Source organism: Deltaproteobacteria bacterium (assembly GCA_016875225.1).
Taxonomy (GTDB): domain Bacteria; phylum Myxococcota_A; class UBA9160; order SZUA-336; family SZUA-336; genus VGRW01.
The window spans coordinates 1-26,712 of sequence record VGRW01000050.1; the positions used below are offsets into that span (position 1 = coordinate 1).

General features: G+C 72.7%; 20 protein-coding genes and 1 pseudogene. 12 read left to right on the plus strand and 9 right to left on the minus strand.

The window, feature by feature from the left end; genetic code table 11:
- The first annotated feature begins 183 nt into the window (after positions 1-183).
- The 6 genes from FJ108_12325 (at position 184) to FJ108_12350 (ending at position 7,895) form a co-directional block, all read left to right on the plus strand.
- Positions 184-1,350 carry an integron integrase gene (locus tag FJ108_12325; protein ID MBM4336681.1) on the plus strand — a complete coding sequence of 389 codons (1,167 nt, stop codon included), beginning with the start codon at positions 184-186 and terminating at the stop codon, positions 1,348-1,350.
- Positions 1,351-1,496: 146 nt separating this feature from the next.
- Complete coding sequence (locus tag FJ108_12330) at positions 1,497-3,023, plus strand: DNA polymerase Y family protein (GenBank protein ID MBM4336682.1); 1,527 nt, start codon at positions 1,497-1,499, stop codon at positions 3,021-3,023.
- A gap of 46 nt (positions 3,024-3,069) precedes the next feature.
- The gene (locus tag FJ108_12335; GenBank protein ID MBM4336683.1) at positions 3,070-3,309 is read left to right on the plus strand and encodes a DUF433 domain-containing protein; all 240 of its coding nucleotides are present in this window, start codon (positions 3,070-3,072) and stop codon (positions 3,307-3,309) included.
- On the plus strand, positions 3,306-3,659 hold the full coding sequence (locus tag FJ108_12340; GenBank protein MBM4336684.1) for a hypothetical protein: 354 nt from the start codon (positions 3,306-3,308) through the stop codon (positions 3,657-3,659). Before FJ108_12335 ends, FJ108_12340 begins: the two co-directional genes overlap by 4 nt.
- Positions 3,660-3,698: 39 nt before the next feature.
- Positions 3,699-6,779, plus strand: a complete 3,081-nt coding sequence (gene dnaE, locus FJ108_12345) for a DNA polymerase III subunit alpha (protein ID MBM4336685.1) — start codon at positions 3,699-3,701, stop codon at positions 6,777-6,779.
- 72 nt (positions 6,780-6,851) lie between these two features.
- Positions 6,852-7,895: an NrdH-redoxin gene (locus FJ108_12350; protein MBM4336686.1), complete on the plus strand. Its 1,044-nt coding sequence runs from the start codon at positions 6,852-6,854 to the stop codon at positions 7,893-7,895.
- Here the strand turns inward: FJ108_12350 and FJ108_12355 are convergent.
- Positions 7,892-8,377 carry a cytochrome c-type biogenesis protein CcmH gene (locus tag FJ108_12355; GenBank protein MBM4336687.1) on the minus strand — a complete coding sequence of 162 codons (486 nt, stop codon included), beginning with the start codon at positions 8,375-8,377 and terminating at the stop codon, positions 7,892-7,894. The two genes, FJ108_12350 and FJ108_12355, sit on opposite strands and share 4 nt — an antisense overlap.
- A 188-nt stretch (positions 8,378-8,565) precedes the next feature.
- On the opposite strand from FJ108_12355, the gene FJ108_12360 reads away from it, so the two are divergent.
- The 4 genes from FJ108_12360 to FJ108_12375 are packed head-to-tail and all read left to right on the plus strand — an operon-like array spanning position 8,566 to position 17,335.
- Entirely contained in the window at positions 8,566-10,011 is a 1,446-nt protein-coding gene (locus tag FJ108_12360) for an epoxide hydrolase 1 (protein ID MBM4336688.1), read from the plus strand.
- 6 nt (positions 10,012-10,017) lie between these two features.
- Positions 10,018-12,834, plus strand: a complete 2,817-nt coding sequence (locus tag FJ108_12365) for a hypothetical protein (protein MBM4336689.1) — start codon at positions 10,018-10,020, stop codon at positions 12,832-12,834.
- A complete protein-coding gene (locus FJ108_12370; GenBank protein MBM4336690.1) occupies positions 12,714-16,181 on the plus strand; it encodes a hypothetical protein in 3,468 nt (1,155 codons plus the stop codon). Before FJ108_12365 ends, FJ108_12370 begins: the two co-directional genes overlap by 121 nt.
- Positions 16,178-17,335: a pyridoxal phosphate-dependent aminotransferase gene (locus FJ108_12375; protein MBM4336691.1), complete on the plus strand. Its 1,158-nt coding sequence runs from the start codon at positions 16,178-16,180 to the stop codon at positions 17,333-17,335. The genes FJ108_12370 and FJ108_12375 overlap by 4 nt, the downstream gene beginning before the upstream one ends.
- Here the strand turns inward: FJ108_12375 and FJ108_12380 are convergent.
- Positions 17,332-18,093, minus strand: coding sequence for a TetR/AcrR family transcriptional regulator (locus FJ108_12380; protein ID MBM4336692.1), 762 nt, complete (start codon positions 18,091-18,093; stop codon positions 17,332-17,334). The genes FJ108_12375 and FJ108_12380 overlap by 4 nt on opposite strands.
- On the opposite strand from FJ108_12380, the gene FJ108_12385 reads away from it, so the two are divergent.
- Positions 17,993-18,184, plus strand: coding sequence for a ferredoxin (locus FJ108_12385; GenBank protein MBM4336693.1), 192 nt, complete (start codon positions 17,993-17,995; stop codon positions 18,182-18,184). The two genes, FJ108_12380 and FJ108_12385, sit on opposite strands and share 101 nt — an antisense overlap.
- A 10-nt stretch (positions 18,185-18,194) precedes the next feature.
- Here FJ108_12385 and FJ108_12390 read toward each other — a convergent pair whose 3' ends face one another.
- From FJ108_12390 to FJ108_12415, 6 genes are read right to left on the minus strand one after another with little or no spacing between them, the layout of a single operon-like run.
- Positions 18,195-19,493: a DUF58 domain-containing protein gene (locus FJ108_12390; protein MBM4336694.1), complete on the minus strand. Its 1,299-nt coding sequence runs from the start codon at positions 19,491-19,493 to the stop codon at positions 18,195-18,197.
- A complete protein-coding gene (locus FJ108_12395) occupies positions 19,490-20,479 on the minus strand; it encodes a MoxR family ATPase (protein MBM4336695.1) in 990 nt (329 codons plus the stop codon). Before FJ108_12395 ends, FJ108_12390 begins: the two co-directional genes overlap by 4 nt.
- Positions 20,476-21,885 (minus strand): DUF4350 domain-containing protein, encoded by a 1,410-nt coding sequence (locus tag FJ108_12400; protein MBM4336696.1) that lies wholly within the window; start codon positions 21,883-21,885, stop codon positions 20,476-20,478. The genes FJ108_12395 and FJ108_12400 overlap by 4 nt, the downstream gene beginning before the upstream one ends.
- Positions 21,720-23,222 (minus strand): DUF4129 domain-containing protein, encoded by a 1,503-nt coding sequence (locus tag FJ108_12405; GenBank protein ID MBM4336697.1) that lies wholly within the window; start codon positions 23,220-23,222, stop codon positions 21,720-21,722. The genes FJ108_12400 and FJ108_12405 overlap by 166 nt, the downstream gene beginning before the upstream one ends.
- The gene (locus FJ108_12410; protein ID MBM4336698.1) at positions 23,212-24,216 is read right to left on the minus strand and encodes a stage II sporulation protein M; all 1,005 of its coding nucleotides are present in this window, start codon (positions 24,214-24,216) and stop codon (positions 23,212-23,214) included. The genes FJ108_12405 and FJ108_12410 overlap by 11 nt, the downstream gene beginning before the upstream one ends.
- Positions 24,168-24,848, minus strand: a complete 681-nt coding sequence (locus FJ108_12415) for an RDD family protein (GenBank protein ID MBM4336699.1) — start codon at positions 24,846-24,848, stop codon at positions 24,168-24,170. Before FJ108_12415 ends, FJ108_12410 begins: the two co-directional genes overlap by 49 nt.
- Positions 24,849-24,880: 32 nt before the next feature.
- On the opposite strand from FJ108_12415, the gene FJ108_12420 reads away from it, so the two are divergent.
- Positions 24,881-25,831, plus strand: a complete 951-nt coding sequence (locus tag FJ108_12420; protein ID MBM4336700.1) for a TIGR03621 family F420-dependent LLM class oxidoreductase — start codon at positions 24,881-24,883, stop codon at positions 25,829-25,831.
- A gap of 305 nt (positions 25,832-26,136) precedes the next feature.
- On the opposite strand, the pseudogene FJ108_12425 reads toward FJ108_12420, so the two are convergent.
- Positions 26,137-26,403, minus strand: a pseudogene (locus FJ108_12425) (hypothetical protein).
- Positions 26,404-26,712: the final 309 nt, after the last annotated feature.

A 26,712-nucleotide genomic window follows, 5' to 3' on the forward strand; every position in this document is an offset into this window, starting at 1 on the left:
GACATTGGTCGTGCAGGCGTCTAACAAGTATTGTCCGGCACCCGGCCCCCTAGCCGGACGCCTCGGTATCATTTCGCGCGGCTTCGGCGTCGTCAACACAAGTTCTCGTATTTGCTCACTAATCCTCCGAGCGTGAAGCGTCGGTAACGATTACCGACGCGCTGATCGCCCGCGGCTGGCGAGATGGCTTTGCTCGCGGCGGCCGGCTCTGGAGCGCGCGCGCTTCGCGCGGTAGGTTCGGGACGGACTCCCGTGACTCGCCCCTCGGGAGCGCGCAATTGCGGAGCGCGGCGCGTGCGGCCCCGGCTGCACCGACGTGGGTCGCGAGTGCGCGCCGGAGGACGCGGCGTGGGCGGAGGGACGAGTCGAGCGGGCGGCGGTGGGCCCGGCGGTCCGGTGCGGCTGCTCGACCAGGTGCGGCGCGCGTGCCGGGTGCGGCACTACAGCCGGCGCACCGAGCGGGCCTACGCGCAGTGGGTGAAGCGCTTCGTGCTCTTCCACGGCAAGCGGCACCCGAGCGCGATGGGCGCGGCCGAGGTGAGCGCGTTCCTCTCGCATCTCGCCGTGGTGGGGCGGGTGTCCGCGTCGACGCAGAACCAGGCGCTGGCGGCGCTGGTCTTCCTGTACGGGCAGGTGCTCCGCGCGCCAGCGCTGGAGCTCGAGGAGCTGGTGCGCGCGCGCGTGCCGCAGCGCCTGCCCGTGGTGCTGACGCAGGACGAGGCGCGCGCACTGCTCGGCGCGCTCGACGGCGAAGCCCGGCTGGTCGGCGCGCTGCTCTACGGCTCGGGCCTGCGACTGCTCGAGTGTCTGCGCCTGCGCGTGAAGGATCTCGATCTGGAGCGCGGCGAGATCGTCGTGCGCGACGGCAAGGGGCGGAAGGACCGCGTGACCATGCTGCCGCGCTCGCTCGCGGCGGACCTGCGCGCGCAGCTCGCGCGGGCGCGCGCGCTGCACGCGGGCGACCTCGTTTCGGGCTTCGGCGCGGTCGAGCTTCCCGGCGCGCTCGCGCGCAAGTACCCGAGCGCCGCGCGCGACTGGGGCTGGCAGTGGGTCTTTCCCGCGCGCGGGCGCTACCGCGAGCGCGAGACCGGCGTCGAGCGCCGCCACCACCTGCACGAGACGAGCGTTCAGCGCGCGGTGAAGCGGGCCACGCGCGCGGCGGGGATCGCGAAGCCCGCGAGCTGCCACACGCTCCGACACAGTTTTGCGACGCACCTGCTGGCCGCCGGCTACGACATCCGCACCGTGCAGGAGCTGCTCGGCCACCGCGACGTGCGCACGACCATGATCTACACGCACGTGCTGAACCGCGGCGGGCGCGGTGTGCGCAGCCCGCTCGACCCGATCTGAGCGCCGGGCGAGCCGGGGCCCGTTCGATCGCCGGGCCCTCTTAGGAACGGGCCCGCTTAAGAAGACAGGGCTTGACTCGAAGGCGAAGATAAAGCGAAAATCGACCGGGCCGGGGGGCGTGGGACGGGGACGAGGAATGCGGCGCCGTGGATCGCTTCGCCTGCCTGCTGATCCGGGATCTCCCGCTCGCCGCGGTGCTGCGCGCCGAGCCCGAGCTCGCGGGGCAGCGCGTGGCGATCACCGAGCCGCGCGATCGCACGGGCCGCGCGCAGCGCAGCCCGGCGATCGTCGCGGGGCACCTGCGCGGCATGACGGTCGCGCAGGCGCGCGCGGCGGAGCCGGAGCTGGTCGTGCGCGCGTTCTCGCTCGAGGGCATGCGCTCGGCGGAGCTCGCGCTCGCCGACGTGGCGCGCTCGATCGCGCCGCGCGTGATGGTCGCCGGGACGGGGCTCGTCTTCGTCGATCTGGCCGGAACGCAGGCGCTCTTCCCCAGCGAGCGGGGACTGCTCACCGCGCTCGAGACGCGCCTCGAAGAGGTGGGGCTCTCGGGGATCGGGCCCGCGAGCGCGCGGCTCGGCATCGGCCCGACGCGCACGGTCGCCGAGCTCGCCGCGCGCCACCGCGAGGGCGGGCCCCTCCTGCGCGGCGACCAGGCCGCGAGCTTCCTGGTGCCGCTTCCGCTCGACCTGCTCGAGCCCGCGGGCGAGCTGGCCGACCGGCTCTCGCGCTGGGGCGTGCGCACGCTGGGCAAGCTCGCGCGGCTGCCGCGCGAGGCGCTCGGCGCGCGCCTGGGCGAGGCGGGGGTGCGGCTCGCGCGCCGCGCGAACGGCGAGGACCTGTCACCGTTCCGTGTACACCCGCCCGAGCTGCGCTTCGAAGAGGCCGCGGACTCCGAATGGGCGATCGGGGACCTGGAGCCGCTGGCGTTCTTCCTGCGCGGCGCGCTCGATCGCCTGCTGCGCAGGCTGCGCGTGCGCGGCCTCGCGCTACGCGGGCTGCGTCTCGAGTTCGGCCTGGAGAGCGGCGCGCTCTTCGCGCACGAGCTCGGTCTGGCCGCCCCCACGCTCGAGACGAACGTGCTGCTCGCGCTGGTGCGGCTCTCGCTCGAGGCCGAGCCGCCGCCCGAGGCCGTGCTGCGCGCGCGGCTTGTCGCGACACCGGACTGCGTCGAGACCGCGCAGCTCGACCTGTTCCTGCCGCCGCTGCCCTCCCCCGGCGAGCTCGCCATCACCATCGCGCGCATCGAGTCGCTCTGCGGCCCCGGCCAGGTCGGCGCGCCCCGCGTGCACGACACCCACCAGCCCGACGCCGCCGCGCTGGCCGAGTTCCGCATCGCGCACGAGCGCCGCCCCGACGCGCCCGACACGTACGACCCCGAGCCTCTGTCACCGCGCGGTGTCATGGCGCTGCGCGCGGTCCGACCGCCCCGGAGCGTGGGCGTCCGAGGCGGCGAGCCGCCGGTCTACGTGTCGCTGCTCGCCGACGCCCCGCTCGACTCCGAGGGCGGCCGCGTGCGCCACGCCGCCGGCCCCTGGCGCCTGTTCGGCGAATGGTGGGGAGAGACCCGCTTCGCGCGCGACTACTGGGACGTCGAGCTCTCCGACGGCGGCGTCTACCGCCTGTACCACAACCTTCCCGACGACTCCTGGTTCGTCGACGGGATCTACGACTGAGGTCGCCTTGACGCCTCGCCCATGCCCCGGCACGCTCGATCGTGAAATGGAATGGCGCGACCGCATCACCGTCGATCCGCAGATCTGCCACGGGCAGGCCTGCCTGCGCGGAACGCGAATCATGGTCTCGGTCGTTCTCGACAACCTCGCCGCCGGACTCGACGTCCCGGAGATCCTCGCGAGCTATCCGACGCTCACGCGTGAGGACATCCAGGCCGCCGTCGCGTACGCAGCCGAGCTTTCCAAGGAACGGGTCCTCAGCCTGCCGGCGCAAGATCGCGGATGAGGTTCAAGATCGACGAGAACCTGCCTGTCGAGGTTCTCGAGCTCCTGCGTGGCCGGGGTCACGACGTCCTGACCGTGATGGATCAACGCCTCGGCGGGGCTGCGGATTCCGCCGTGGCGTCGGCCTGTCGAACCGAGCAACGCACTTTGGTGACACTCGACCTCGATTTCGCCGACATCCGGGCCTATCCGCCGACCGAGTACGCAGGGATCGTCGTCCTGCGACTCACCCGACAGGACAAGCGGCACGTGCTCGAGGTGATCGAGCGCGTGGCCGCCCTGCTCGCCAGGCGGTCGCCGGATCGCAGCCTCTGGATCGTCGAGGACGGGCGGGTGCGGGTCCGCGAGTGAATTGACCGCGAGGCGAAACTAGAGCGAAAATCGCTCTGCTTGGCCTCCCCCCCCTACATCGAGCTCGGCGTGCGCAGCGCGTTCAGCTTTCTCGAGGGCAGCTCCGCGCCCGAGGACTTGGTCGAGCGCGCGGCCGAGCTGGGTCACGGGACGCTCGCGCTGGCCGATCTACACGGTGTGTACGGGCTGCCGCGCTTCGCGCGCGCGGCGCGCGAGGCAGGCGTGCGCGCGATCGTCGGGGCGCGTGCGGTGCTGCTCGGCGATTCAGCGCCGCGGCGCAAGACCGATCCGCCGCCCGACGGCGGGCGCGTGACGCTGCTGGTGAAGAGCCGCTCGGGCTACCGAAATCTGTGTCGGCTGCTCACGCTCGGCCACGCGCGCTGCGAGAAGCCGCACAGCCGCGTCACTCGGGAGGAGCTGCGCGCGCACGCGGAGGGGCTGGTGGCGCTGGTGCGCGAGCCGCGACTCGCGGGGCCGGTGCGCGAGATCTTCGGCGCGGACGCCTACGGCGAGCTCTGGCGCCACCGCGACCCGGACGAGGAGCGCGCGAACCGGCGCCTGCTCGCGACCGGGATCGCGGGGCTTGCCAGCGGCGACGTGCGCCACGCGCGGCCCGCCGGAAAGCGGCTGCTCGACGCGTTCACCTGCATCGCGAACGGAGCCCGGCTCGACGACGCGGGAAGGCTGCTCCTGCCCAACGCCGAGCGCCACGTGCACGCGCCGCAAGCGGTGGCGAAGCGCTTCGCCGACCTGCCCGGGGCGCTCTCGAACACGCTCGCGGTCGCGGAGCGCTGCGAGTTCCGGCTGGAAGACCTGGGCTACGCGTTCCCGGATTTCCCGCTCGGCGCCGGCGAGACGCTGCCGGGGAAGCTTCGCGAGCTCGCCTTCGCCGGCGCGCGCGAGCGCTACGGCACAACCGTGCCCGCGAAGGCGCGCGCGCAGCTCGAGCACGAGCTCGGCCTGATCGGGCGGCTCTCGCTGGAGGGCTACTTCCTGATCGTCTGGGACATCGTGCGCGAGTGCCGCGCGCGCGGGATCCTGTGCCAGGGGCGCGGCTCGGCGGCCAACTCGATCGTGTGTTACGCGCTCGGCATCACCGCGGTCGACCCGGTGCGCTACGAGCTGCTCTTCGAGCGCTTCCTGTCCGAGGAGCGCGGCGAGTGGCCCGACATCGACGTGGACCTGCCCTCGGGCGAACGGCGCGAGGAGATCCTGCAGTACGTCTACCGGCGCTACGGCCCGCACGGCGCGGGCATGACCGCGAACGTCATCACCTACCGCGCCAAGAGCGCGGTGCGCGAGATGGGCAAGGTGCTCGGCCTTGCGCCCGACCAGATCGAGCGGCTGGCGAAGCTCGTCTCGCGGCACGAGTTCAAAGACGAGCACGACGTGCTGGAGCGGCAGCTCCGCGAGGCGGGCGTGCACCCCGAGGCCCCGCGCGTGCGCCATCTGGTGCGGCTGGTGCGCGAGGCGCAGAACCTGCCGCGCCACCTGGGCCAGCACTCCGGCGGGATGGTGATCGCGCGCGGGCGCCTGGACGAGGTCGTCCCGCTCGAGCCCGCGCGGATGCCGGGCCGAAGCGTGATCCAGTGGGACAAGGACGACTGCGCGGACCTCGGCATCATCAAGATCGACCTGCTCGGGCTCGGCATGATGGCGGTGCTCGAGGACGTGATCCCGCTCGTGCGCACGCACGACGGCGCCGACGTCGACCTGGCGCGAATCCCCGCCGACGATCCGCTGACCTACCGGATGCTGCAGGCGGCCGACACGGTCGGCGTGTTCCAGGTCGAGAGCCGCGCGCAGATGGCGACGCTGCCGCGCATGAAGCCGACCACCTTCTACGACCTGGTCGTCGAGGTCGCGATCATCCGCCCCGGCCCGGTCGTGGGCCAGATGGTGCAGCCCTACCTGCAGCGCCGCGCCGGGCGCGAGCCCGTGACCTACGCGCACCCGCTGCTCGAGCCGATCCTCGCGCGCACTCTGGGCGTGCCGCTGTTCCAGGAGCAGCTGCTGCGCATGGCGATGGCGGTCGCGGGCTTCTCCGGCGGCCAGGCCGAGGAGCTGCGCCGCGCGATGGGCTTCAAGCGCTCGGTCGAGCGCATGGCGTCGATCACCACGGCGCTGCGCCTCGGCATGACGCAGAAAGGTGTCGACACGACCGCGCAGGACGAGATCGTGAAGCAGATCGGGTCGTTCGCGCTGTACGGCTTCCCCGAGAGCCACGCCGCCAGCTTCGCGCTGCTCGCCTACGCCTCGGCCTACATCCGCGCCCACCACCCGGCCTGCTTCCTGACCGCCATGCTGAACCACTGGCCGCTCGGCTTCTACAGCCCCGCCACGCTGGTGCAGGACTCCGCGCGCCACGGCGTGCGCACCCTGCCGATCGACGTGCAGCAGAGCGACTGGCTCTGCCACGTGACCGACGCAAACGAGGTGCGCCTGGGCCTGCGCTACGTGGACGGCCTGCGCAGAGAGGCCGGCGAGCGCATCGCGGCCGAGTCACCCTACGAGTCACTCGGCGATCTCGCGCACCGCGCGGGCCTGCACCGCGACGAGCTCGAGAAGCTCGCCTCGGTCGGCGCCTGCGCGAGCCTGGGCCTGGGGCGGCGCGAGGCGCTCTGGCAGGTCGCCGCGCTGCAGGGCGGGCTGCTCTCGGGCGCCACGCCCGACTCGCCCTCGCCGCTGGCCGAGATGACGGGCTTCGAGGAGACGGTCGCGGACTACCGCGACACCGGCATCACCACCGGCGCGCACCTGATGGCGCACTTCCGCGAGCGCCTGCGCGCGCGCGGGGTTTCGAGCGCGGCGGATCTGCGCGGCGCGCGAGACGGCGCCTGGGTGCGCGTCGCAGGCGCCGTGATCGTGCGCCAGCGCCCCGGCAGCGCGAAGGGCTTCCTGTTCATCACGCTCGAGGACGAGACCGGCGCCGCCAACGCCATCGTCGTGCCCGACCTGTTCCAGCGCCACCGCGCGCTGGTGCAGACCGCGGGCCTCTTGCTCGTCGAGGGCCCGGTCCAAAATCAGGACGGCGTGATCCACGTCCGCGCGCGCCGCTTCGAGCGCCTCGACGGCGACGCGATGGCCGGCCTGCTGCCGCGCTCGCACGACTTCCGCTAGACAGAGGCCGTGCCGATCGCGCGCGCCATCGCATGGGCCGCGGCCCTGCTCGCCTGCCTGATCCCCGCAGCAATGGGCGCGACCGCCGAGCTCGAGATCTTCACCCGCCGGGGCTGCCCGCACTGCGAGGACGCGCGCGAGTTCGTGGCGGAGCTCGAGCGCGAACGCGCCGACCTGCGCGTCACCTGGCGCGAGGTCGACCTCGACGCGGCTGCGCTCGCCGAGCTCGAGCGGCTCTCGAGCGAGGCCGGAATCGACGCGCCCGGCGTGCCGACCTTCCGCATCGGCGCCGCGCTCGTGCTCGGCTTCGAGAGCGCGGACACGACCGGCGCGCGCGTCCGCGCGCTGCTCCAGGGCGCGACACCCGCTCCGGCCGACGCGGTCGAGACCGGCCTCTTCGGCACGCTGCGCGCCTCGGAGCTCGGCCTGCCGCTCTTCACCGTCGCGCTCGGCCTGATCGACGGCGTGAACCCGTGCGCGATGTGGGTGCTGCTCTTCCTGCTCTCGATGCTCGTGAACCTGCGCGACCGCCGCCGCATGGCGCTCGTCGCCGGCACGTTCGTGCTGGCGAGCGGCGCCGTCTACTTCGCGTTCATGGCCGCGTGGCTGAACGTGTTCCTGTGGATCGGCGTCTCGCGCGGGCTGCGCATCGCCCTCGGCGTGACCGCGCTCGCGATCGGCGCGCTCAACCTGAAGGACTCGCTTGAGCCCGGCCGCGGCCCGTCGCTCTCCATCCCCGAGCGCGCCAAGCCCGGCATCTACGCGCGGGTGCGCGCGCTGCTTCGCGCGGAATCGCCGCTCGCGTCGCTCGCCGGAGTGGCCGCGCTCGCGCTGCTCGTGAACAGCGTCGAGCTGCTCTGCACCGCCGGGCTGCCGGCGGTCTACACGGCCGTGCTCGCCCGCGCGGAGCTCTCGACCGCTCAGCACTACGGGTACCTCGCGCTCTACAACCTGGCTTACGTCGCCGACGACGCGGCCATGGTGACGATCGCCGTCGTCACGCTCGCCAAGTCCAAGCTCGGCGAGCGGGCCGGCCGCGCGCTGAAGCTCGCAAGTGCCGCCGTCATGCTCGCGCTCGCGATCGCCCTGCTCTTCTTCCCGGGGCTTCTGCTCTAGCGAGCCGACTGGGACTGCACGCGCCGCAGCGCAGCCGCGCACGGGTCGGCCGTGGCGTCCGGGCTCGGGCCGGGCGGGTTCGCACCAACTCGATCGAGCCAGCCGCTGCAGACTCCGCGGTACTCGGCGATCAGCTCCGCCGCATCCGCGAGCGAGTTCTCGTCTGGCGCGCTTCGCAGCGACCCGACGACGGTCTCCCCGCGGACGTCTGCCTCGTCGAGGCGCCGGGTGATCGAAGGCAGGTCCGAAACGGCGGCTTCGCCGGACGCGCTCGCCAGCGCCTCGGCGAAGAGCCTCGCGCCCTGTCGCGCAGCGGCGATCTCCTCGCGCGCTGTGAGCGCCCCGCCCTGCGCCGTCGCCCTTCCCATCGCGTAGAGCTCGAACAGAAGCGCGGCGCCGAGCACCACAGCGATCCCGCCCGCGATCCACAGTAGCCAGACCGCGGGCCGTGCCTCAGGGCGCTCGTCGTCTCTTCTCACCATGACACGGCCGAGACTAGCGAAGTGCGGGCCGCAGTCGCACGGGCGAGGTTGCGGGTGGCGGTGAGACTCGACCTCGGGACTTTCATGCGCGGTGAGTCGGTCCTCGAATTCGCCGTTTTGCTGGACACGATCGGCTCGAGGATCGCGACCGGAGAACTCCGTCGGTGTGCATCCCGGCGTCGCGGCGGATGACTCGCCGCTTTACGGCGCCGGCCCGTCGGAAAACCGTCTCCGGTCCTCCCGGCTTGGCTTTGACGTCCCCGGTGGCTCACCGGAGCACCCGCTTGCCCGCCCCGCGGCTTCTCGAGTGTCGGCCGATTCTCCGAGCCTGCGATCGCGCCGCGAAGACGAGCCCTCTTGCCTCCTCGGCTCGGTCCCGACCGACGACCACAGAGTTACGCCCGCGGCGCAAACGTGTCAACCACGACTTCACTCGCGCGCCGGGCGATAATCGCGGCCGGATTCATCGAGCCTTGGGAGGGCCGAACGTGCAGCGTTTCAAGATCGAAGTTTCGGACAGCTTGCTCGCCGATCTCGCCGATCGCCTGGCGCGAACGCGTTTTCCCGACCAGCTCGAGGGCGCGGGCTGGGATTACGGCACCGAGCTCTCCTACCTGCGCGAGCTCGTCGCGCACTGGCGCTCGAAGTACGACTGGCGCGCGCACGAGCGCGCCTTGAATCAGTTCGAGCACTGGAAGGCGAAGGTGCGCGGCCTCGAGCTGCACTTCATCCACCAGCGCTCGAAGGAGCCGGGCGCGCTCCCGCTCGTGATCACGCACGGCTGGCCCGGATCGGTGTACGAGTTCCACAAGATCATCGGCCCGCTCACCGACCCCGTCGCGCACGGCGGCCGCAAGGAGGACGCGTTCCACGTCGTCTGCCCGTCCATGCCCGGCTACGGCTGGAGCGAGGCGCCAAAGCAACCCGGCTTCGACATCAAGCAGGTGGGCGAGACCGTCGCCGCGCTGATGGCCGAGCTCGGCTACGGGCGCTACGGCGCGCAGGGCGGCGATTGGGGCGCGATCGCGACGGCCTGGATCGGCCGCGTCGATCCCTCGCACTGCGCGGGCATACACATGAACATGATCGTCGCGGGTCCGCCCGCCGGCGCGGCCAATCCGATGGAGGGCGTGACGCCGCAAGAGATGGCCTGGCTCGGCGAGATGGGCAACTTCCAGAAGAACGAGGTCGGCTACCAGCAGATCCAGGGCACCAAGCCGCAGACGCTGGGCTACGGGCTGAACGATTCCCCCGCGGGCCTGGCCGCCTGGATCGTCGAGAAGTTCCACGGCTGGAGCGACTGCGGCGGGAAGATCGAGTCGCGCTTCTCCAAGGACGAGCTGCTCACCAACGTGATGATCTACTGGATCACGCAGTCGATCACGTCGTCGACGCGGCTCTACTGCGAGACGATGCGCGCGGGCCGCTTCGGCGCGGCCGAGGGGCGCATCGAGGTGCCGACCGCGGGGGCGATCTTCGCCAAGGAGCTGTACAAGGCGCCGCGCAAGTGGGCCGAGGCCGGCTTCAACCTGAAGCAGTGGTCCGTCTTCGACCGCGGCGGCCACTTCGCCGCGCTCGAGGAGCCGAAGCTGCTGGTCGACGACGTGCGCAAGTTCTTCCGGGAGCTTCGCTAGGCGAGCGTGAGCGGAATCGAGCGCGTCCTGGAGATCTCCGCGTCGACGCGCGTGCTGCGCGAACGGCGCGGCACTGCGCTCGACGCCGCGCGCGGCGGGGCGCTGCTCGGCCGCGAGTTCCTGCACCTGCGCGCGCTCGCCGAGCGCTGCGCGGCCGAGACGGGCGCGCCGTTTCGCGACTCGCTCGGCGCCACGGCGCTGGCGCGGCTGGTCGCGGTCTGCGCGCAGGCGAGCCCGCGCTTCGGGCCGATCGTCGCCGAGCGGCCGGGGCTCGCGGCGGCGCTGGCCGGCACGCTTCGCGACCTGCGCGACGCGGGCATCGCGCCGGGCGCGCTTCCCGACGCGGTCGCCGATCTGCGCGCGCTCTACACCGATCTGGAACGCGCGCTCGCGCGGCTCGCCGGTGAGGGTCTGTACGACCGCATCGGCCTGTTCCAGCTCGCCGTGCGCGGCGCGCCCGCCTGGGTCGCGCGGCGCGGCTTCACGCGCGCGGAGGTGCACGGCGCGACCGAGGTCGTAGGCTCCGCCGGCGACCTGGTCGACGCGATCGCGGGCGCGCTGCCGGAGGGCGCCTTGCGCTTCTTCCAGCCCGACTGGGGCGACGCGCACGCGGAGCGCGTGCGCGCCGAGTGGGCCTGGCGCGGATTCACGCCGGAGGGCGGCGAGGTCGTCGATCGACCCGCGCTGGACCGCGACGGGGCGATTCCCACGGGAAGGCTTCGACTGCTCCGCGCGCGATCCCCGCGCGAGGAGCTCGAGCTCGTCGCGCGCGAGGTGCTCGCGCTCCTCGAAGCCGGCACGCCGCCGCGCGAGATCCTGATCGTCGCGCGCTCGCTCGAGCCGTACGGCCCCTGGCTCGAGCCGATCTTCGGCGGCTACGGCATTCCGGTCACGTCGTCGCTCTCGCAGCCCGCGGTCGCGAATCCCGAAGCGCGAGCCTGGCTCGACCTCTTGCGCGCGCTCGGGCGGGATCTGGAGCGCGGCGCGCTGCTCGGCTTCCTCGACGCGGTGCTCCCGCGCGAGCAGGCGCGCCTGGCCGAGCGGCTCGCGCGCGAAGCGGCCGTCGTGCGCGGCGAACACGACTGGCTCGCGGCCCTCGACGCGGCGCGGCCGGAGCCCGGCCTCGATGCGCTTCGCGGCGCGATCGCGCGCGCGATCGACGCTCGCCGTGCCTTCGCCGCGTCGCGCTCGTTCGCGGAGGCCGCTTCGATCGCGCGCGCGCTCGGCGCTGACCTACCCGGCGACGATGGCCGAGCAGCGCTCGAAGGCGCGGCCGGGCTCGACGCGATCGAGCGGGCCGCGGGCGCTGCGCACCCGCCCACGACCGAAGCCGCCGCCGCCGCGCTCGAATCGCTCCTGCTCGAACTCGCAACTCCCTGGCGCGCGCGCGACGACGGCGGCGTGCGCGTCCTCGACGCGATCCAGGCGCGCGCGCTCCCGTGCGAGCAGCTGTTCCTGCTGGGCATGAACCACGGCGCGTGGCCGCACGAGGTGCGCGAAGACCCGTTCCTCTCCGACGCGATCCGCGAATCCCTGTGCGCACGGCTGCGCAGGCCGATCCCGATCCGCGCTCGCGCGCTCGCCGAAGAGCGCTTCCTGCTGGGCCTGCTGCTCTCGCAGGCGCGCGCTCGCGTGACGATCACGTTTGCGGAGGCGGACGGCGCGGGGCGCGCGCTCTCGCCCTCTGGCTTTCTGCGCAACCTGCCGTTCGTCGCTCCCGGCAGCGACGTCGTCGGGCTCGCGACGGTGCCGAGCGACACGGCCCCGGATTTCGCGCGGGCGCCGGCCGCGGTGACTCCGAGCGAGCGGGACTTCGTGGCGCAGACCGACGCGTTCCACTCCGATGCGCTCCCCTTCGACGGCGGCGTCGGAGCCGCGGCGCTTCGCCTTCCCGACTCGCTCTCGCCGAGCTTCGTCGCCGAGCTCGGCGTCTGCCCGCTCCGCGCCTTCGCGAGGTCGGTGCTCGGCGCCCGCGAGCTCGAGGACCCGTCTCCCGACGCGCTCGACGCGAACGAGGCGGGGCAGCTCGCCCACGACGCCCTGCGCCGGCTCTACCGCGGCCTCTTCGACGAGGGCAGGCTTGCGCCCGGCACGAACCCCGACGCGGCGATCGCCCGCGCGACCGCGTCGCTTCCCGGCGCGCTCGCGCAGGCCGCGGAGAAAGCGCGCACCCGTGTGCGCACGCGCGAGCCCGGGCTCTGGGCCGCCCATCTCGGCTTGGTCGAGCGCGCGATCCGTGACTTGCTCGAGCGCGACCTTCGCACCCTGCTCCCGACCGGCGTCGTCGAGCTCGAGACCGAGCGGAGCGTTCGCGCGCGGGTGCAGCTCCACGGCGAGCGGGGCCTCGAGCTCGAGGGCCGCGTCGACCGGATCGTGCGCGCTCCGGACGGCGCGCTCCGCGTGGGCGACTACAAGACGTCGCGCGACTTCGCAAAGCCCGTGGAGAAGAGCCGCGTCAAGCACGGCACTTCGCTGCAGGTGCCTCTCTATGCGCTCGCCGTCGCGAGCGAGGGGAACACGCGCGAGGTGATCGGCGAGGCGCTGCCGGTGCCGCTGCGGCCGGAGCGCGACCCCGACCGCGAGCGCGACAAGGAGCGCTCGCTCGAGCTCGGCGAGATCGAGACGCTGGCTCTCCCGGTGCTCGACGAACTCCACGGCCTGCTCGCGCGGGGCTTGTTCCCGTTCTGGCGCGATCGCAAGGAATGTCGTTACTGCGCCTACACGATCGCGTGTCGTCGCGAGCACGGGCCGAGCCGCGAGCGCCTGGCGGCGGCGGACTCGCTCGCTTCATGGCGCGCGCTTCGCGGCGGGGGCGACGCATGAGGGACCGCGGCGCGCGGGAGCGCGGGGCGCACGACTTCGACACCAACCTGGTGGTCGAGGCGGGCGCGGGAAGCGGCAAGACCAGCCTGCTGGTCGAGCGCGTGGTCTGCCAGATGCTCGCGCGCGGCCTCGACGTGGACGGCTTCGCCGCCATCACCTTCACCGAGAAGGCCGCGGCCGAGATGCGCAAACGCCTGGCGAGCGCGCTGGCCGAGCTTGCGGAGCTCGCCGGCGCGCGCGTTCCGCCGGAGCAGGTCGGAGAGGAGACGGAGGCGAAGCGCGCCTACCGCTGGCTCTCGCTCGCGCAGTCGCCCGAGAGCATCGCCGACACCGCGAAGCGACGGCTCGCGAGCATCGTCGCGGCCGAGGTCTCGACCATCCACGGCTTCTGCGCCGGGCTGCTGCGCAGATTCCCGCTCGAGGCGGGCGTGGACCCGCGCTTCAGCGTCGACACGGGACTCGGCTTCGACGAGGTGCGCCGCGAGCTCTGGCGCGACTTCCTGGCTTCAGCCGACGGCCCGGGCGGCGCGCGCGCGCCGCTCTGGCGTCAGGTGATGCTCGGGCTCGATCTCGCCGAGATCGAGGAGCTCGGTCGCGCTTGCGGCTCGTTCGGGATCGACGGCGAGCGCGGCCGCTTCGAGCTGCCGGCCTCGGAAGAGCGGCTCGGCGAGCTCGCGACCCGGTGGCTTTCGCGGATCGACGCCTGTCTGTCGCCCTCGCCCGCAAAGGGCGCGGAGAGCTGGCTCGACGCCGCGCGTCTGCCGCTCGCCGCGCTTCGCGACTCGGGCACGTCCGCGATGCGCGAGGAGATCCAGCGCGCGAGGTGCATCGGCGGAACAGGCAAGGAACGCGGGCTGCTCGACACGAAGCCGCCGACCGCGAAGAAGCGGCCCGACTTGGAAGAGCTGGCCAAGGAGGTCCACGCCGATCTGATCCGCCTGCGCCGCGTCGACGACGCGCTGATCGCCGGCGCGCTATCGCTGGTCCGGCCCTACGCCGCGGCGGCCGTGCGCGAGGCCCGGCTGCGCGGGATCCTGCCCTTCGACGCGCTGCTCGTGCTGGCGCGCGATCTGCTCCGCACCCGTCCGGAGGTGCGGCGCAGCCTCGGCGCGCGCTATCGCGCGCTCTTCCTCGACGAGTTCCAGGACACCGACCCGATCCAGTACGAGATCGTGCTGCTTCTGGCGGAGGACCCCGCGTCCGAGCCCGCCGGCGATGCGTTCGAAACCGTGCTCGCGCGGGGCAAGCTCTTCATCGTCGGAGATCCGAAGCAGGCGATCTACCGCTTCCGGGGCGCCGACGTCAGCGCGTACCAGAAGGCCGTCGCGCGCGTGCGCGCGCAGGGCGGAGAGGTTCTCGAGCTCGTCACGTGCTTCCGCTCGCCTCCCGAGCTGCTTGCTCCGCTCGATCGGATCTTTCCCGATATCCTTTCGACGAAGAATCCCGAGCTAGCCCACGCGTACTCCGGGTACAACGGGCTGGTCTCGGGCCGGGATCCCGCCAACGAGAGCCGCGTCGAGGTCTGGACCGTGGACCTCGGTGGAAGCCGCGCGGAGGACGCGCGCCGCGACGAGGCGCAGGTGATCGCGGGCTGGGTCGCGAGCGAGATCGCTGTGGGGCGCCTCGAGCCGAAGCAGATCACCCTGCTCTTTCGCGGGCTCGCCGACGTGCACGTCTACGCCGCCGCGCTGCAGGCGCGAGGAGTGCCCTGTCTGGTGAGTCGCGGCGAAGAGCTGTCGTCGGAGCCCGCGGGTCAGCAGCTCCTGGCTCTGCTCCGAGCGCTCGCGAATCCCGCCGACGCACCCGCGGTCCTCGGCGTGCTCCGCTCGCCGCTCGGCGCGGTTCCCGACGCGGAGCTCGCGCGCTGGGCCGGCCGCTTCGAGCCGCGCGAGCGCGTGAGGTGCTGGTCGTACCCGGACGTCTCTCCGCCCGCCGACGAGCTGCCGGATCTGGCGCGCGCGTTCGCCCGCCTCCGCGCGCTGCGCGAGCGCGCGCGGAGCGCCGCCCCCGCGACGCTGCTCGCGGCGCTGCTCGAAGAAACGCCGCTCCTCGCTTTGCACGCGCTCGCGCGCGACGGCGAGCGCCGCGTCGCCGACCTCGTGTTCCTGATCGAGCGCCTGGCCAGCGACGCGCGCTCGAAGCCGGGCTGCGGCCTCGCGGATCTGGTCCGCGCGCTCGAGACCGAGGAGCGCCGCCCCGCTCCCGAGGAGGGCGACGACGCGCCCGACCGCGTGCGGCTGATGAGCATCCACGGCGCGAAGGGGCTGCAGTTCCCCGTCGTCATCCTGCCCGACGTCGCGCGCGGCTCCGGCGGCAGCCGAGCTCCGAGCGTCGAGGTCGAGCGGCTTCGCGATCGAGACGAGCTCGCGGTCTCGACCCGCGCTGCTCGGTCCGCGAGCTGGCTGGAACGCGAGAACCTCGAGGCCGTGCACGACGACGCCGAATCCGGCCGGCTCTTCTACGTGGCCTGCACGCGCGCGCAGCAGCGGCTGATCTTCATCCACGCGCCGCGAAAGGGCGTGAAGCTGGCGGAATCGCAGCTGCGCTTCCTCTCCGATTGGGGCTACACCAAAGACGGTCTTCCGCAGGACGGACCGCTTCCCGGCGCGCCCGACGTGATCGGGCGGACGATTCGCGAGTCTGAGCCGGCTCGACTCGCTTCGCCTCCGCCTCGCTCGACGCCGGATCGGGATCCCGTCGCTCGCGCGGAGAACGCCGCCGCGCTCGCGCGCGGCGCCGCCCGGCCCCCGTTCGCGAGCCCCTCCGGACTGCGCGAGGACGCGGAGGCGCGCGAGCTCGAGAGCGATCTCGAAGCTGCATCGGCCGCGCCGCCCGACACCGAAGAGGGTCGCAGCGCCCGCGCGCTCGGGGTCGCGCTCCACGAAGCGCTGGAGCGCTGGGACTTCCGCGACGCGGCCGCGCTTCGCGGGCTCGCGGCCATGGCCTCGCGACGGAGCGCCGCGCACGAGGGGCTCTCCGCGGCTGCGCTCGAGCGCGACGCGCTCGAGCTCGCCGAGGCGCTGCTCGCGAGCGCGCTCCCCGCGCACCTCGCCGGCGTCGAGGTGCTCGGCCGCGAGCTACCGGTCCTGTTCCGCGATCCCGACGGAACGGCCTGGAACGGCACGATCGACCTGCTCTACCGCGACGCGGACGGAGCCCTCGTGGTCGCCGACTACAAGACCGGCCGCGAGCCGGACGGCGGCGCGCCCGAGGCCTACCGCGCGCAGCTTGCGACCTACGCGCGCGGCATCGCGAAGGTGTTCCCGGCCGAGAAGGCGATCGCGCTCGAGCTGATCTGGCTGAGAAGCGGCCGGCGCGAGCGGCTCCGGCTAGAATCGGCCGCATGAGCTTCGACGACTTCACGATCGAGGACCTGCGCCGAAAACACGGCGAGAAGTGGACGCAGTATCCGGCCGACGTCCTGGCCGCCTGGGTCGCCGACATGGACTTCCCCGTCGCGGAGCCGATCGCGCGCTACCTGGCCGAGATGGTCGGCCGGAACGACCTCGGCTATCCGATCAACCCCACGCCGGGCGCGCTGCCGACGGTCTTCGCCAAGTGGGCGCTCGAGCGATTCGGCTGGCAGGTCGACCCGCACCAGGTCCTGGTGATCACCGATGTCGTGCAGGGCTTCTACGTCGCCATCCACACCTGCTCGCAGCCGGGCGACGGGGTGATCGTACAGAGTCCGGTGTACCCCCCGATCCTGAACTCGACCGCCGAGCTCGGCCGGCGCCGGATCGTGAACCAGCTCGTGCAGGGGCCGCGCGGCTACGAGATCGACTTCGACGATCTGCGATCGAAGGCCGACGCGGGCGCGCGGATCCTCCTGCTCTGCAATCCGCAGAACCCGACCGGCCGCGCCTTCACGCGCGCGGAGCTCGAGCGGATCGCGGGGCTTGCGATCGAACGCGATCTGATCGTGATCTCCGACGAGGTCCACGCCGACCTGGTCTTGCCCGGCCACCGGCACATTCCGATCGCGACGCTCGGGCCCGAGATCGCCTCGCGCACCATCACGCTGATGTCGGCGACCAAGACGTTCAACATCGCGGGGCTGCGCTGCGCGGTGGCGATCTTCGGCAGCCCCGCGCTGAAGCAGCGCTTCGGCTCGCTCGCTTCGCACATCCGCGGGGGGCTGGGCAGCTTCGGCCTGGGCGCGAGCGCGGTCGCCTGGAGCAGCGCGCGGCCCTGGCTCGACGACCTGATCGCGTATCTCGCCGGAAACCGCGCGCGCATCGCCGCCTTCGTGAAGGAGCACCTGCCCGGAATCGCGCACGTTCCGCCCGAGGCGACCTACCTCGCCTGGCTCGACTGCCGCGCGCTCGAGCTTCCGAAGGACCCGTACACGTTCTTCCTCGAGAACGCGCGCGTCGCGCTCTCGGACGGGAGCCGCACCGGACCGGGCGGCGCCGGCTTCGTGCGTCTGAACTTCGCGACCTCGCGCCCGATCCTGGATCAGATCCTGGAGCGGCTCGCGAAGTCGCTCGCTCGCCGCTAGGGAAGCAGCAGCTCGGCGGCGTCGCGCACCTGCGCGACGACTTCGGACTGCTTGTGCAGACCGCTCATCCACCCGATCAGCGCCGCGAACCAGACCTGCTGCAGCACCTCGCAGACGCGCTGCTCGCGCGGGCTGGCCCCGGCGAGCGTCGCGTTCGGATCGCCGCGCAGCGCGCGGATCAGCAGATCGCCAGAGGCGCCGTGGAAGGCGCGGATCTTCCCGGCGAGCTCCGGCTCGTCGGAGCTCGCCGCGCGAAGCACCGCGCGCGTGAGCTTGGGCTTGCGGCAGAGCGTGCGCGTCGCCGCGCTGAAGTACGCGGTCACGCGCTCGAGCTCCGTCGGCCCCTTGGGCGGCCGGCGGGCCATTCGCGCGGCCAGACCCGCGGCCTCGCTGGCCAGCGCCGCGACGAGCAGGTCGTCCTTGCTGCGGAAGTGGCTGTAGAGCGTGCCGAGCGCGACCCCGGCCTTGGCGGCCACGTCGCGCAGGCGAACCGCCTCGAAGCCGCCCTTCTCGGCGAGCGCGACCGCGGTCGCGATGATCCGCGCTTCCCTGTCTCCCATCGCGGGCTCATGCATAACCGTTTTCGCCTCCGCAGACCACCGGCCGAAACGCGCGCGCCGTGGTAGGCTCGGACGCGCAACTCTGCAGGAGCCCGCCATGAAAGTCGTCGTCGACTTCGACCTCTGTGAAGCCAATGCCGTCTGCGTCGACCAGGCCCCGGAAGTCTTCCGCGTCGACGAGAACGACAACCTGCACATCCTGATCGAGAACCCGCCCGAGTCACTGCGCAAGAAAGTCGAGGCGGCCGTCCGTCTCTGCCCGCGCCAGGCGATCAGCGTCTCCGGCTGACGCGCACGGACTACAGAACGCCCGACGCCTTCACGTCCAGGTAGCCGTTCACGAGCGCGACGGCGAGCTCGTGCGGCTCGGCGTCGAGCGTGAGGATGCCGCTCTTGCGCAGCCGCTCGTGTGCGCGCCGTCGAGCCAGCAGGTACTGGTGCGTCGCCGCGACCGTGAGCGCGGAGTCCAGGTCGCGAACCCGCGTCTCGAGCGCGGCGGAGAGCGCGCGCTCCTTCATGCTCGCGGCGAAGACCAGGTGGCGGCGGCCGAGCAGGCGCGCGGCCAGCAGCAGGTCCTCGTCGTCCTCGTCGCGCAGGTTCGAGACCACCACCACCAGCGCCCGCTTGGCGAGCCGGGTCGCGAGCTGCTGCGCGCCGGCCAGGTAGTCGGAGGCGCGCGCGCTCGTCTTTAGGTCGTAGACCGAATTCAGGACGCGCGAGAGCTGCTTCGCGCCCTTTCGCGGCGCGAGCCAGCGCGGTGTGCCGCTGAACGTGAGCAGGCCCACCGCGTCGCCCTGGCGCAGCGCCACGTGCGCGAGCAGGAGCACGGCGTCGAGCGCGTGATCGAAGTGCGAGAGCGCGCCGTCGCGCGCGTGCATGCGACGGCCGCAGTCGAGCAGGAAGACGATCTGCTGGTCGCGCTCCTCCTCGTACTCGCGCGAGATCGCGCGCCGCAGCCGCGCGGTCGCCTTCCAGTCGATCTGCCGCAGGCTGTCGCCCTGGCGGTACTCGCGGAGCTGGTGGAACTCGAGCCCCTCGCCGCGCAGCGGCCGGCGCCGGACGCCGAGCTCGCCCGCCCGGTTCGCCGCCGCAAGCAACGCGTAGCGCGAGACCGCGCGGAAGTTCGGATAAACGCGAACGTGTTGATCGGATCCCGTGCGGATCCGCCGGCGCCAGAGCCCGAGCGAGGAGCTCGCGACGAGCTCCAGCCGGCCGATCCGGTGCTCGCCGCGCACCGACGGCGCGATCCGGTACTCGAAGCTCGCGCGCGCGCCGGGCTCCAGCCGGAACGCGCGCGGCAGCCCCATCGCGCCGAGGCCGGCCGGAGCGTGGTCGAAGACGCGAAGCCGCGCCGCGCGGCGGCCGCGGTTGGCCAGCTCCACCGCGACCGTGTGCCGCGTTCCGATCGCGAGTGTCTGCGGAACGGCGCGCGTCGCGTCGAACGGCCCGAGCGCCGCGCCCGCGTCGGCCGCCGCCAGGACCCCGAGCAGCGCAAGCCCGGTCCACCACACCGGCAGCAGCGCGGGGAGGAACGCGGAGGCGAGCCCGAGCGCGAGCACGAGCGACGCGAGCGCCAGCATTCGCCGGGACGGGCTCACACCCGCGGCGCCTCCACGCGGGCGAGCAGCGCGCCGATCAACGCGTCCACGCGCTGACCTTCGAGCTCCACCTCGGGGGAGAGCAGGATGCGGTGGCGCAGCGCCGGAAGCGCGATCGCCTTCACGTCGTCGGGTGTCACGAAGCCGCGTCCCTCGACCCGCGCGCGCGCGCGCGAGGCGCGAACCAACGCGAGCCCGCCGCGCGGCCCCGCGCCGAGCGCTACGCCCGGCCAGGCTCGCGTCGCGCGCACGATCCTGACGGCGTAGTCGGAGATCCGCTCGTCGACGAAGACCGTCGCGGCGGCGACCTGGATCGCGACCACGCCCGCGGCGTCGGCCACGGGCGAGATCGGCGAGAGGTCGAGCGAGTCGCCGAGCGCCCCCGAGGCGACGCGGTACACGAGCTCGAGCTCCTCCTGCTCGCTCGGGTAGTCGATCTGCACCTTCAGCAGGAAGCGGTCGACCTGCGCCTCGGGCAGCGGATAGGTGCCCTCGAGCTCGATCGGATTCTGCGTGGCCAGAGTCATGAACGGCGCCGGAACCTCGAGTGACTGCCCCTCGAGCGTCACCTGCCGCTCCTGCATCACCTCGAGCAGGGCTGCCTGGGTCTTCGCGGGCGCGCGGTTGATCTCGTCGGCCAGGAGCAGATTCGTGAACACCGGACCGCGGCGCAGGCGCATCTCGCCCGACGACGCCTCGTACATCACGTGGCCGACGACGTCGGCGGGCATCAGGTCGGGCGTGAACTGGATGCGCGTGCTGCTGCCCGAGAACGAGCGAGCCAGTGCGCGCACGAGCAGCGTCTTTCCCAGGCCCGGCACTCCCTCGAGCAGAAGATGGCCGGCGGCGAACAGGGCGACCAGCGTCTGGTCGACCACCTCGCTCTGCCCGACGAAGACCTTGCGGATCTCGGCGCGCATCTTTCGCGCGAGCTCGGAGGCGCGCGCGAAGTCTTCGCGCGGGATCACGGGATTCTCGGAACTCATAGCGATCTCCTGATCTTCTCGAGGATGGCGACGTCTTGCACGAAGCGGGATGAATCCGCCTCGGATCCGAAGGCGAGCGCGCGCGCGACGCTCTCGCGCGGCAGCCCGGAAAGCCCGGCGAGGTGCTCGGCCTGCGCGGCGGGCGAGAGCGTCGCGAGGCTCGGGTGACGCTCGTGCAACCGCTCCAGAAGCGCGTCGCGCGTGGCGGCGAGCAGCCCGCGCGCCGCGCCGCTGCGCAGCTGGAACCGGCCCGCGGCGCGCACGTGCTCCATCAGCTCGCGCCGCTCGCCGGGCGGGTCCGGCTCGATCGGACCGAAGCGCCGCGACGCCGACCAGAGCCAGAGTGCGAGCACGAGCGCGGCGCTCGCGACGACCATCCAGCCGTGGCGCCAGACCAGCGCGAGTGCGCCCGGGAACTCGTCCCCGAAGACGATCCACACCGGGCCGCTGCGACCGGCGAAGTGAGTCAGGCGGTACACGAGCTCGGCGTGGTCCCAGTCCGCGATCACGGGCTGAGTCAGGAAGTAGTCGTCGGTCAGCGCGGTCACGACTCCGCGACCCGCTCGCACCGTGACCAGGTGGACGCCGTTCGCATCGCCGATCTCGGAGACCCGCGCATCCTCCGCCTCCGCGTCGAGCTCGATCCGGTACTCGGGATCGAACTCGACCTCGAGCGGCGCCGCGCGATCCGGGAAGACCGCGCGCGCGAGCTCGGGCTCGTCTTCCTCGGCCTCGGCCTGCGTCGCGCTCGCCTTCGTGACGCCCGGCGCGGGCTCGTCGGGCGGCTCCGGCTCGCCGGGCTCGGGCGCTTCGGGCTCGGGCTCGTCGGATTCGTTCAGGTACTGGCGCACGCCGAGCGGGTCGAGCACGAGGTCCGGGAAGCGGTTCTCGTCGTCGAAGAGCTGCCAGCTCACGACGATCAGGTGGCCGCCGTCCTCGACCCAGCGCATCAGCTCTCGAGCTCGCGCGCGGCCGAGCGAGCGGCGCGGCGTGGGAAGAATCAGCGTGGCCTCGCGCGGATCGAGGTCGAGTGCGATCGGTAGCTCGCGGAAGCTCGAGACGGGGGTGCCGAGCCGCTCGAGCAGGCGCTGCGCAGCGAGATAGGGATTTCGCGACGCCTCGCCCTTGTACCCGCGCGGGACCTCGATCGAGCGCTTCTCGCACGACGAGAAGAAGAGAGTGACCGCCGCGGCGACCGCGCCGGCGAGGCCGATCCAGCCGGCGCGCCTGGACGGACGAGTCACGCCGCGCCTCCCAGGTGCGGACTCCAGCGCCGACACAGCTGCGTGAACTCCGCCGCCGGCAGCGCCCGATGCGCGTACGCGCAGAAGACCCAGGCCCGCGAGAGATCCGCGAAGTCGCCCGCCAGCGCCGGCGGCAGCGCCTCGCTCGCGATGCGCTCGCACTCGCCCTCGGTCGCGCTCTCGGGAATGCGCAGGCCTCTGCCGCGCACCAGGTGGATCAGCGCGCCGCGATAGAGCAGCGACAGTGCGCCGCGCGTGTCCCCGCTCTCGAAACGCGCTCGCGCCGCGGCGACGACGTCCGCGGGAAGAGACTCGGGCCGCAGATCGCGCGCGAAGCGCGGCTCGCGCGGCCGTTCCGCCTCGTCGGCTCCGGCGCGCCCGGATCTGCGAAGCGAGCGCAGGATCGCGATCGCGAGCGCTCCGACCAGGAGCGCGATCGCGAGCCACGCGCCGACGCGGAGCACCCCGGCCGCGACCGAGCCCAGCCAGAGACCGAGCCGCGCAAGCCAGCCCGGCTCGCCGTCTGCGCTCGACTCGCTCGCCTTCGGCAGCCAGATCTCGACGCGCTCAATCGTCGCGAACTCCTCTGCGGCGAGCACCGCGTCGATGCACGCGCCCGCCCCCTCGGGGCCGGGCGCCTCGCAGCTGGTCGGCTCTTCCGCCTCCGGCTGTGCCGCCGCGCCGAGCGGAAGCAGCAGTGTGGCCACCAGCACGCCGAGCGAGATCGCCCCTCCGCGGGACGCGCGCGGCGGTTCCTCAGCCGCGCGCTGCTCGAGCTTTCGGAACGCGAGCTCGATGTCCCAGCCCTCGAGCCAGATGCGCCGGTTCACGTAGAGCGCGAAGCCGCCCGCGACGAAGAGCGGCTCGATCGCCGAGATCGCCAGCGGATAGAGCAGCGCCTCGAGAAAGGTCACGGTCGGGGCCTCCGCGCCGGCGAGCTCGATCCAGAATCTCGCGAAGTCGCCCTCGGGCCGGAACGTGGCCGCGAGCTGCAGCCCCGCCGCGATGATCACGAGCTCGAAGATCCCGCACGCGAAGAGCAGCCCGAACGCGGCTTGCGACTCGCGTCCGATCAGCACGCTCGCGCGGCGCGCGCGCTCGCCGCCGCGCAGCCCCTCGAGCTGCAGCACCGGCTGCGTGAACGTGCGCAACGGCGAGAGCCGCAGCCAGGTGAGTGAGTGTGCGAGCCCCGTTCTCGTGATCAGTCTCGGCACGCCCGCGAGTGTCTCGAGAAGCGTGGGCACGGGGCCGAAGAGCGCGTCTGCGAGCACCGCGAGCGCGACGCGGTCGTACAGGGGCTTCAGCCACCAGACGACCACGCTCGCGAGCCAGAGCTGCCCGGGCATTGCGATGTACAGCGCGAGCGAGATCGCGCCGACCACGAGCGCATGCGCGGGGAAAAGCGGCCAGAACACCGCGCGCGCGAAGCGGAAGCCGAGGTCGACCGCCTCGTAGCCCGCGCGAGGCCGTACGGCGACGGAAATCCGGTCAGTCTGCACGGGAACGCCCCGCTGCGCCGAGCCAGACGCCAACGAGCGCCCAGAGCCCCGCGCCCACCGCGTACTTGAGCTGCGCCGGAATCTCGCGCGGCGACCAGAACGCCTCGATGGCCGCGGCGAGCACCAGCATGAGCGCCGCGCCCGCGATGATCGGCAGGCTCCTGAGCGCGGCCGCGCGAAGCGCCGCGATCCGGCTGCGCGCGCCCGGCGCGAGCACCGCGAGTCCGAGCCGCATTCCGGCGGCCCCCGACAACAGGATCGCGGTGAGCTCGAACGCTCCGTGCCCGATCACGAACGAGAAGAACGGCTCGCCCGAGCCCTCGCGCGCCAGGTGACTCGCGATGAGTCCGAGATTCAGCGCGTTTGCGACGACGCTCACCAGCGTGCCGATGCCGAACGCGAGGCCGCTCGCGAAGGTGCGGAACGCGATCGAGACGTTGTTCCAGATGTAGAAGCCGAACATCGTCGCGTCGGATCCGGCCGTTCGCGCCGGGCCCTCAGCCGCCCCCGCGGCGTCGTACATCGCCTCGATCTCGCTCACGCTCTCGGGCGAGATGAAGCTGTAGATCAGGTCGGGATTTCGCCAGGCGAGAAGTCCGAGCAGGAGCGCAAGGCCGTAGAAGAGCGCGTGCAGGCCCGCGACCAGCCGCCACTCGAGCCGGACCGCGCGCGGAAAGTCGATCGAGAGAAAGCGCCCGATCCCGCGAACCTCACCGGTTCGCGCCTGGTAGAGCAGCCGGTGACCCGCCAGCGCCAGGTCGTTCAGCTCCGTGACGAGCGTGCCGGAGACCTGTCGCTCGCGCGCGAGCGCCAGGTCGTGGCACAGCTGCCGGTACAGTGGCGGAAGCTCCGCGGCGCCGCGCGTCTCGCTGCGCTCGAGCTCCGCCAGCAGCCCGGCGAGGCGATCCCAGCGCGCCCGGCCCCGCGCTTCGAAGACCTCGAGCGTCACGCCCTGCGCCCGACCAGATACGCGGCGTGCGCGATCAGCCGCGATCGAGGATCGGAGTCGCCGACGAGCGAGCGGGGAATCGCGGCGAGCTCCGCCGCGCGCTCGGCCGAGAGACTGCCGGCTCGCTCCGCGAACGCGATCACGGCCGCCTGCTCCTCGAGCCCGAGCGGGAAGTCGGGCGCGAGCGGAGTCACCTCGGGAATCGGAGTCAGTCGCGCACGAGGAGTATCGGTGTGCACGACCAGCGTCCCGGCGGCGAGATCGCCGAGCCTGCGAAAGCTCGCGTCCGCGAGCATCGAAGCCAGTCCCGCCAGATAGAGCGCGGGCAGGAAGTCGGCGACCAGCAGGAAGTTGCGCAGCACCGACGCCGACCAGCCCACGGGCGTTCCGTTCTCCTGCAGCACGCGCAGGCCCAGAAGCCGCTTCCCCGGCGTCTGCCCGTGGGCGCGAACCTCGAAGAGAACCGGGTAGAACCAGAGCAGCGCGAAGAGCCCGATCAGGTACAGGCCGGTGCCCAGCCCCGCGAAGCCGGCGAACGCGACCTGGAGCGCGAGCGCGATCCCGCCCTGCAGCAGCGTGTCCACGCCCCAGGCGAGCGCCCGCGGCACCGGCCCCGCCACGCGCAGCGCCAGGTCGACTCCCTCCGGCGTCTGCACGGCGTGAACGGTGTCGATCATTCGACCCGGATCGTAGGTGGTAGCATCGCCAAATGCCCAGACCCTTCCGCTTCGCAGTCCAGGTCTCGACGCTGCCCGCCGACGGCTGGATCGAGCGCGTTCGCCGCTACGAACGGCTCGGCTACTCGACGGTCTTCTGTCCGGATCACTTCGGCTCGCAGTGGGATCCGACGGCGACGCTTTCGGCGGCGGCGGCCGTGACGACCAAGCTCAACGTCGGGTCGCTGGTCTACGACGTGGACTACCGCCACCCGGTGATCCACGCGAAGGGCGCGGCGACCATCCAGCTTCTCTCCGGCGGCCGGCACGAGTTCGGGATCGGCGCGGGCTGGATGCAGACCGACTACGACGAGGCGGGGATCGCCTACGACCGACCCGGCGTCCGCATCGAGCGGCTCGGCGAGGCGCTCGAGATCATCCGCAGCATGTGGGAGAACGAGCGCACGAGCTTTCGCGGCAAGCACTACCGGATCGAGAACATCGCGCAGGCCGCGCCGCTTCCCGCGGGCGGACGGCCGAAGATCCTGATCGGCGGCGGCGGGCCGCGGGTGCTGCGGCTGGCCGGCCGCCACGCCGACATCGTCGGCATCAACCCGAGGCTCGAGGAGGGCAAGGTCACGCAGCACACCGCCGCGGACCTCGCGCCCGAGCGCCTCGACGAGAAGGTTCGCAGCGTGCGCGAGGGCGCAGAGCGCGCGCGCCGGAGCTTCGGCGAGATCGAGCTGAACTCGCTCACGTTCATCGTCGCGATCACGGACGATCCGAAGGGCGTGCGCGCGGGGCTCGCCGCCAACACCGGCATGAGCGTGGAGCAGGTCGCCGACTGCCCGATCTTCCTCACCGGCTCTCCCGCCGAGATCCGCGACCGGCTCGAGAAGCGGCGCGAGCGCTTCGGGATCTCGTACATCGTGATCCACGGCGCGGACCAGGGCGTCGTCGAGAAGTTCGCGGAGCAGATCGTGACGCCGCTGTCCGGGAAGTGACCGGGCCACGCGCAGCTTCACCTAAAGCGGGCCCGACGCCGCTCCGATAGCTTCCCTGACATGAGCGCCAGGCTCCGCCCGGATCCACCGCTCTGGGAGCGCTACACCCGAACGGACGGGCGCATCCACCTGACGGGACTGCAGGCGCTCGTCCGAGTCGCGCTCGACCGGCTTCGCCGCGACGCGAGCGCGGGCCTGCGCACCGGGGCGTTCTTCTCCGGCTATCCCGGCTCGCCGCTCGCGGGCCTCGACGCGCTGCTCACGAGCCTCGCGCCGCTGCTCGCGCGCTCCGACGCGCGCTTCGTCCCCGGATTGAACGAGGAGCTCGCGGCCAGCGCCGTCGCCGGCACGCAGCTGGTCGAGAACTTCCCGCACGCTCGCTACGACGGCGTGCTCGGGGTCTGGTTCGGCAAGGCGCCCGGGCTCGATCGCGCGCTCGACGCGCTGCGGCACGCGAACTTCGTGGGCACGGGCGCGAGCGGCGGCGCGCTCGCGGTGGTCGGCGACGACCCGTTCTGCAAGAGCTCGTCGCTGCCGAGCCACAGCGAGCACGCGTTCGCCCACGCCTGGATTCCCCTGTTCGCGCCCTCCGACCCCGGCGACGTGCTGCGGCTCGGGCGCTTCGCGATCGCGCTCTCGCGCCATTCGGGCCTGTGGAGCGGGCTGCGGATCGTGGCCGACGTCGCGGACGCGGGAAGGATCGTCGATCTCGGCGAGCTCGAGAGCCCGATCGTGCTTCCCGAGCTCGAACGCGCGAGCGGTGCGCCGCGCCCGCGGATCGACACACTGCTCCTGCCGCCGAACGTGCTGCGCATCGAGCAGGATCTCGTCTTCCGCCGGCTCGAATCGGTGCACCGCTTCGCGCGCGCGCACGATCTTTT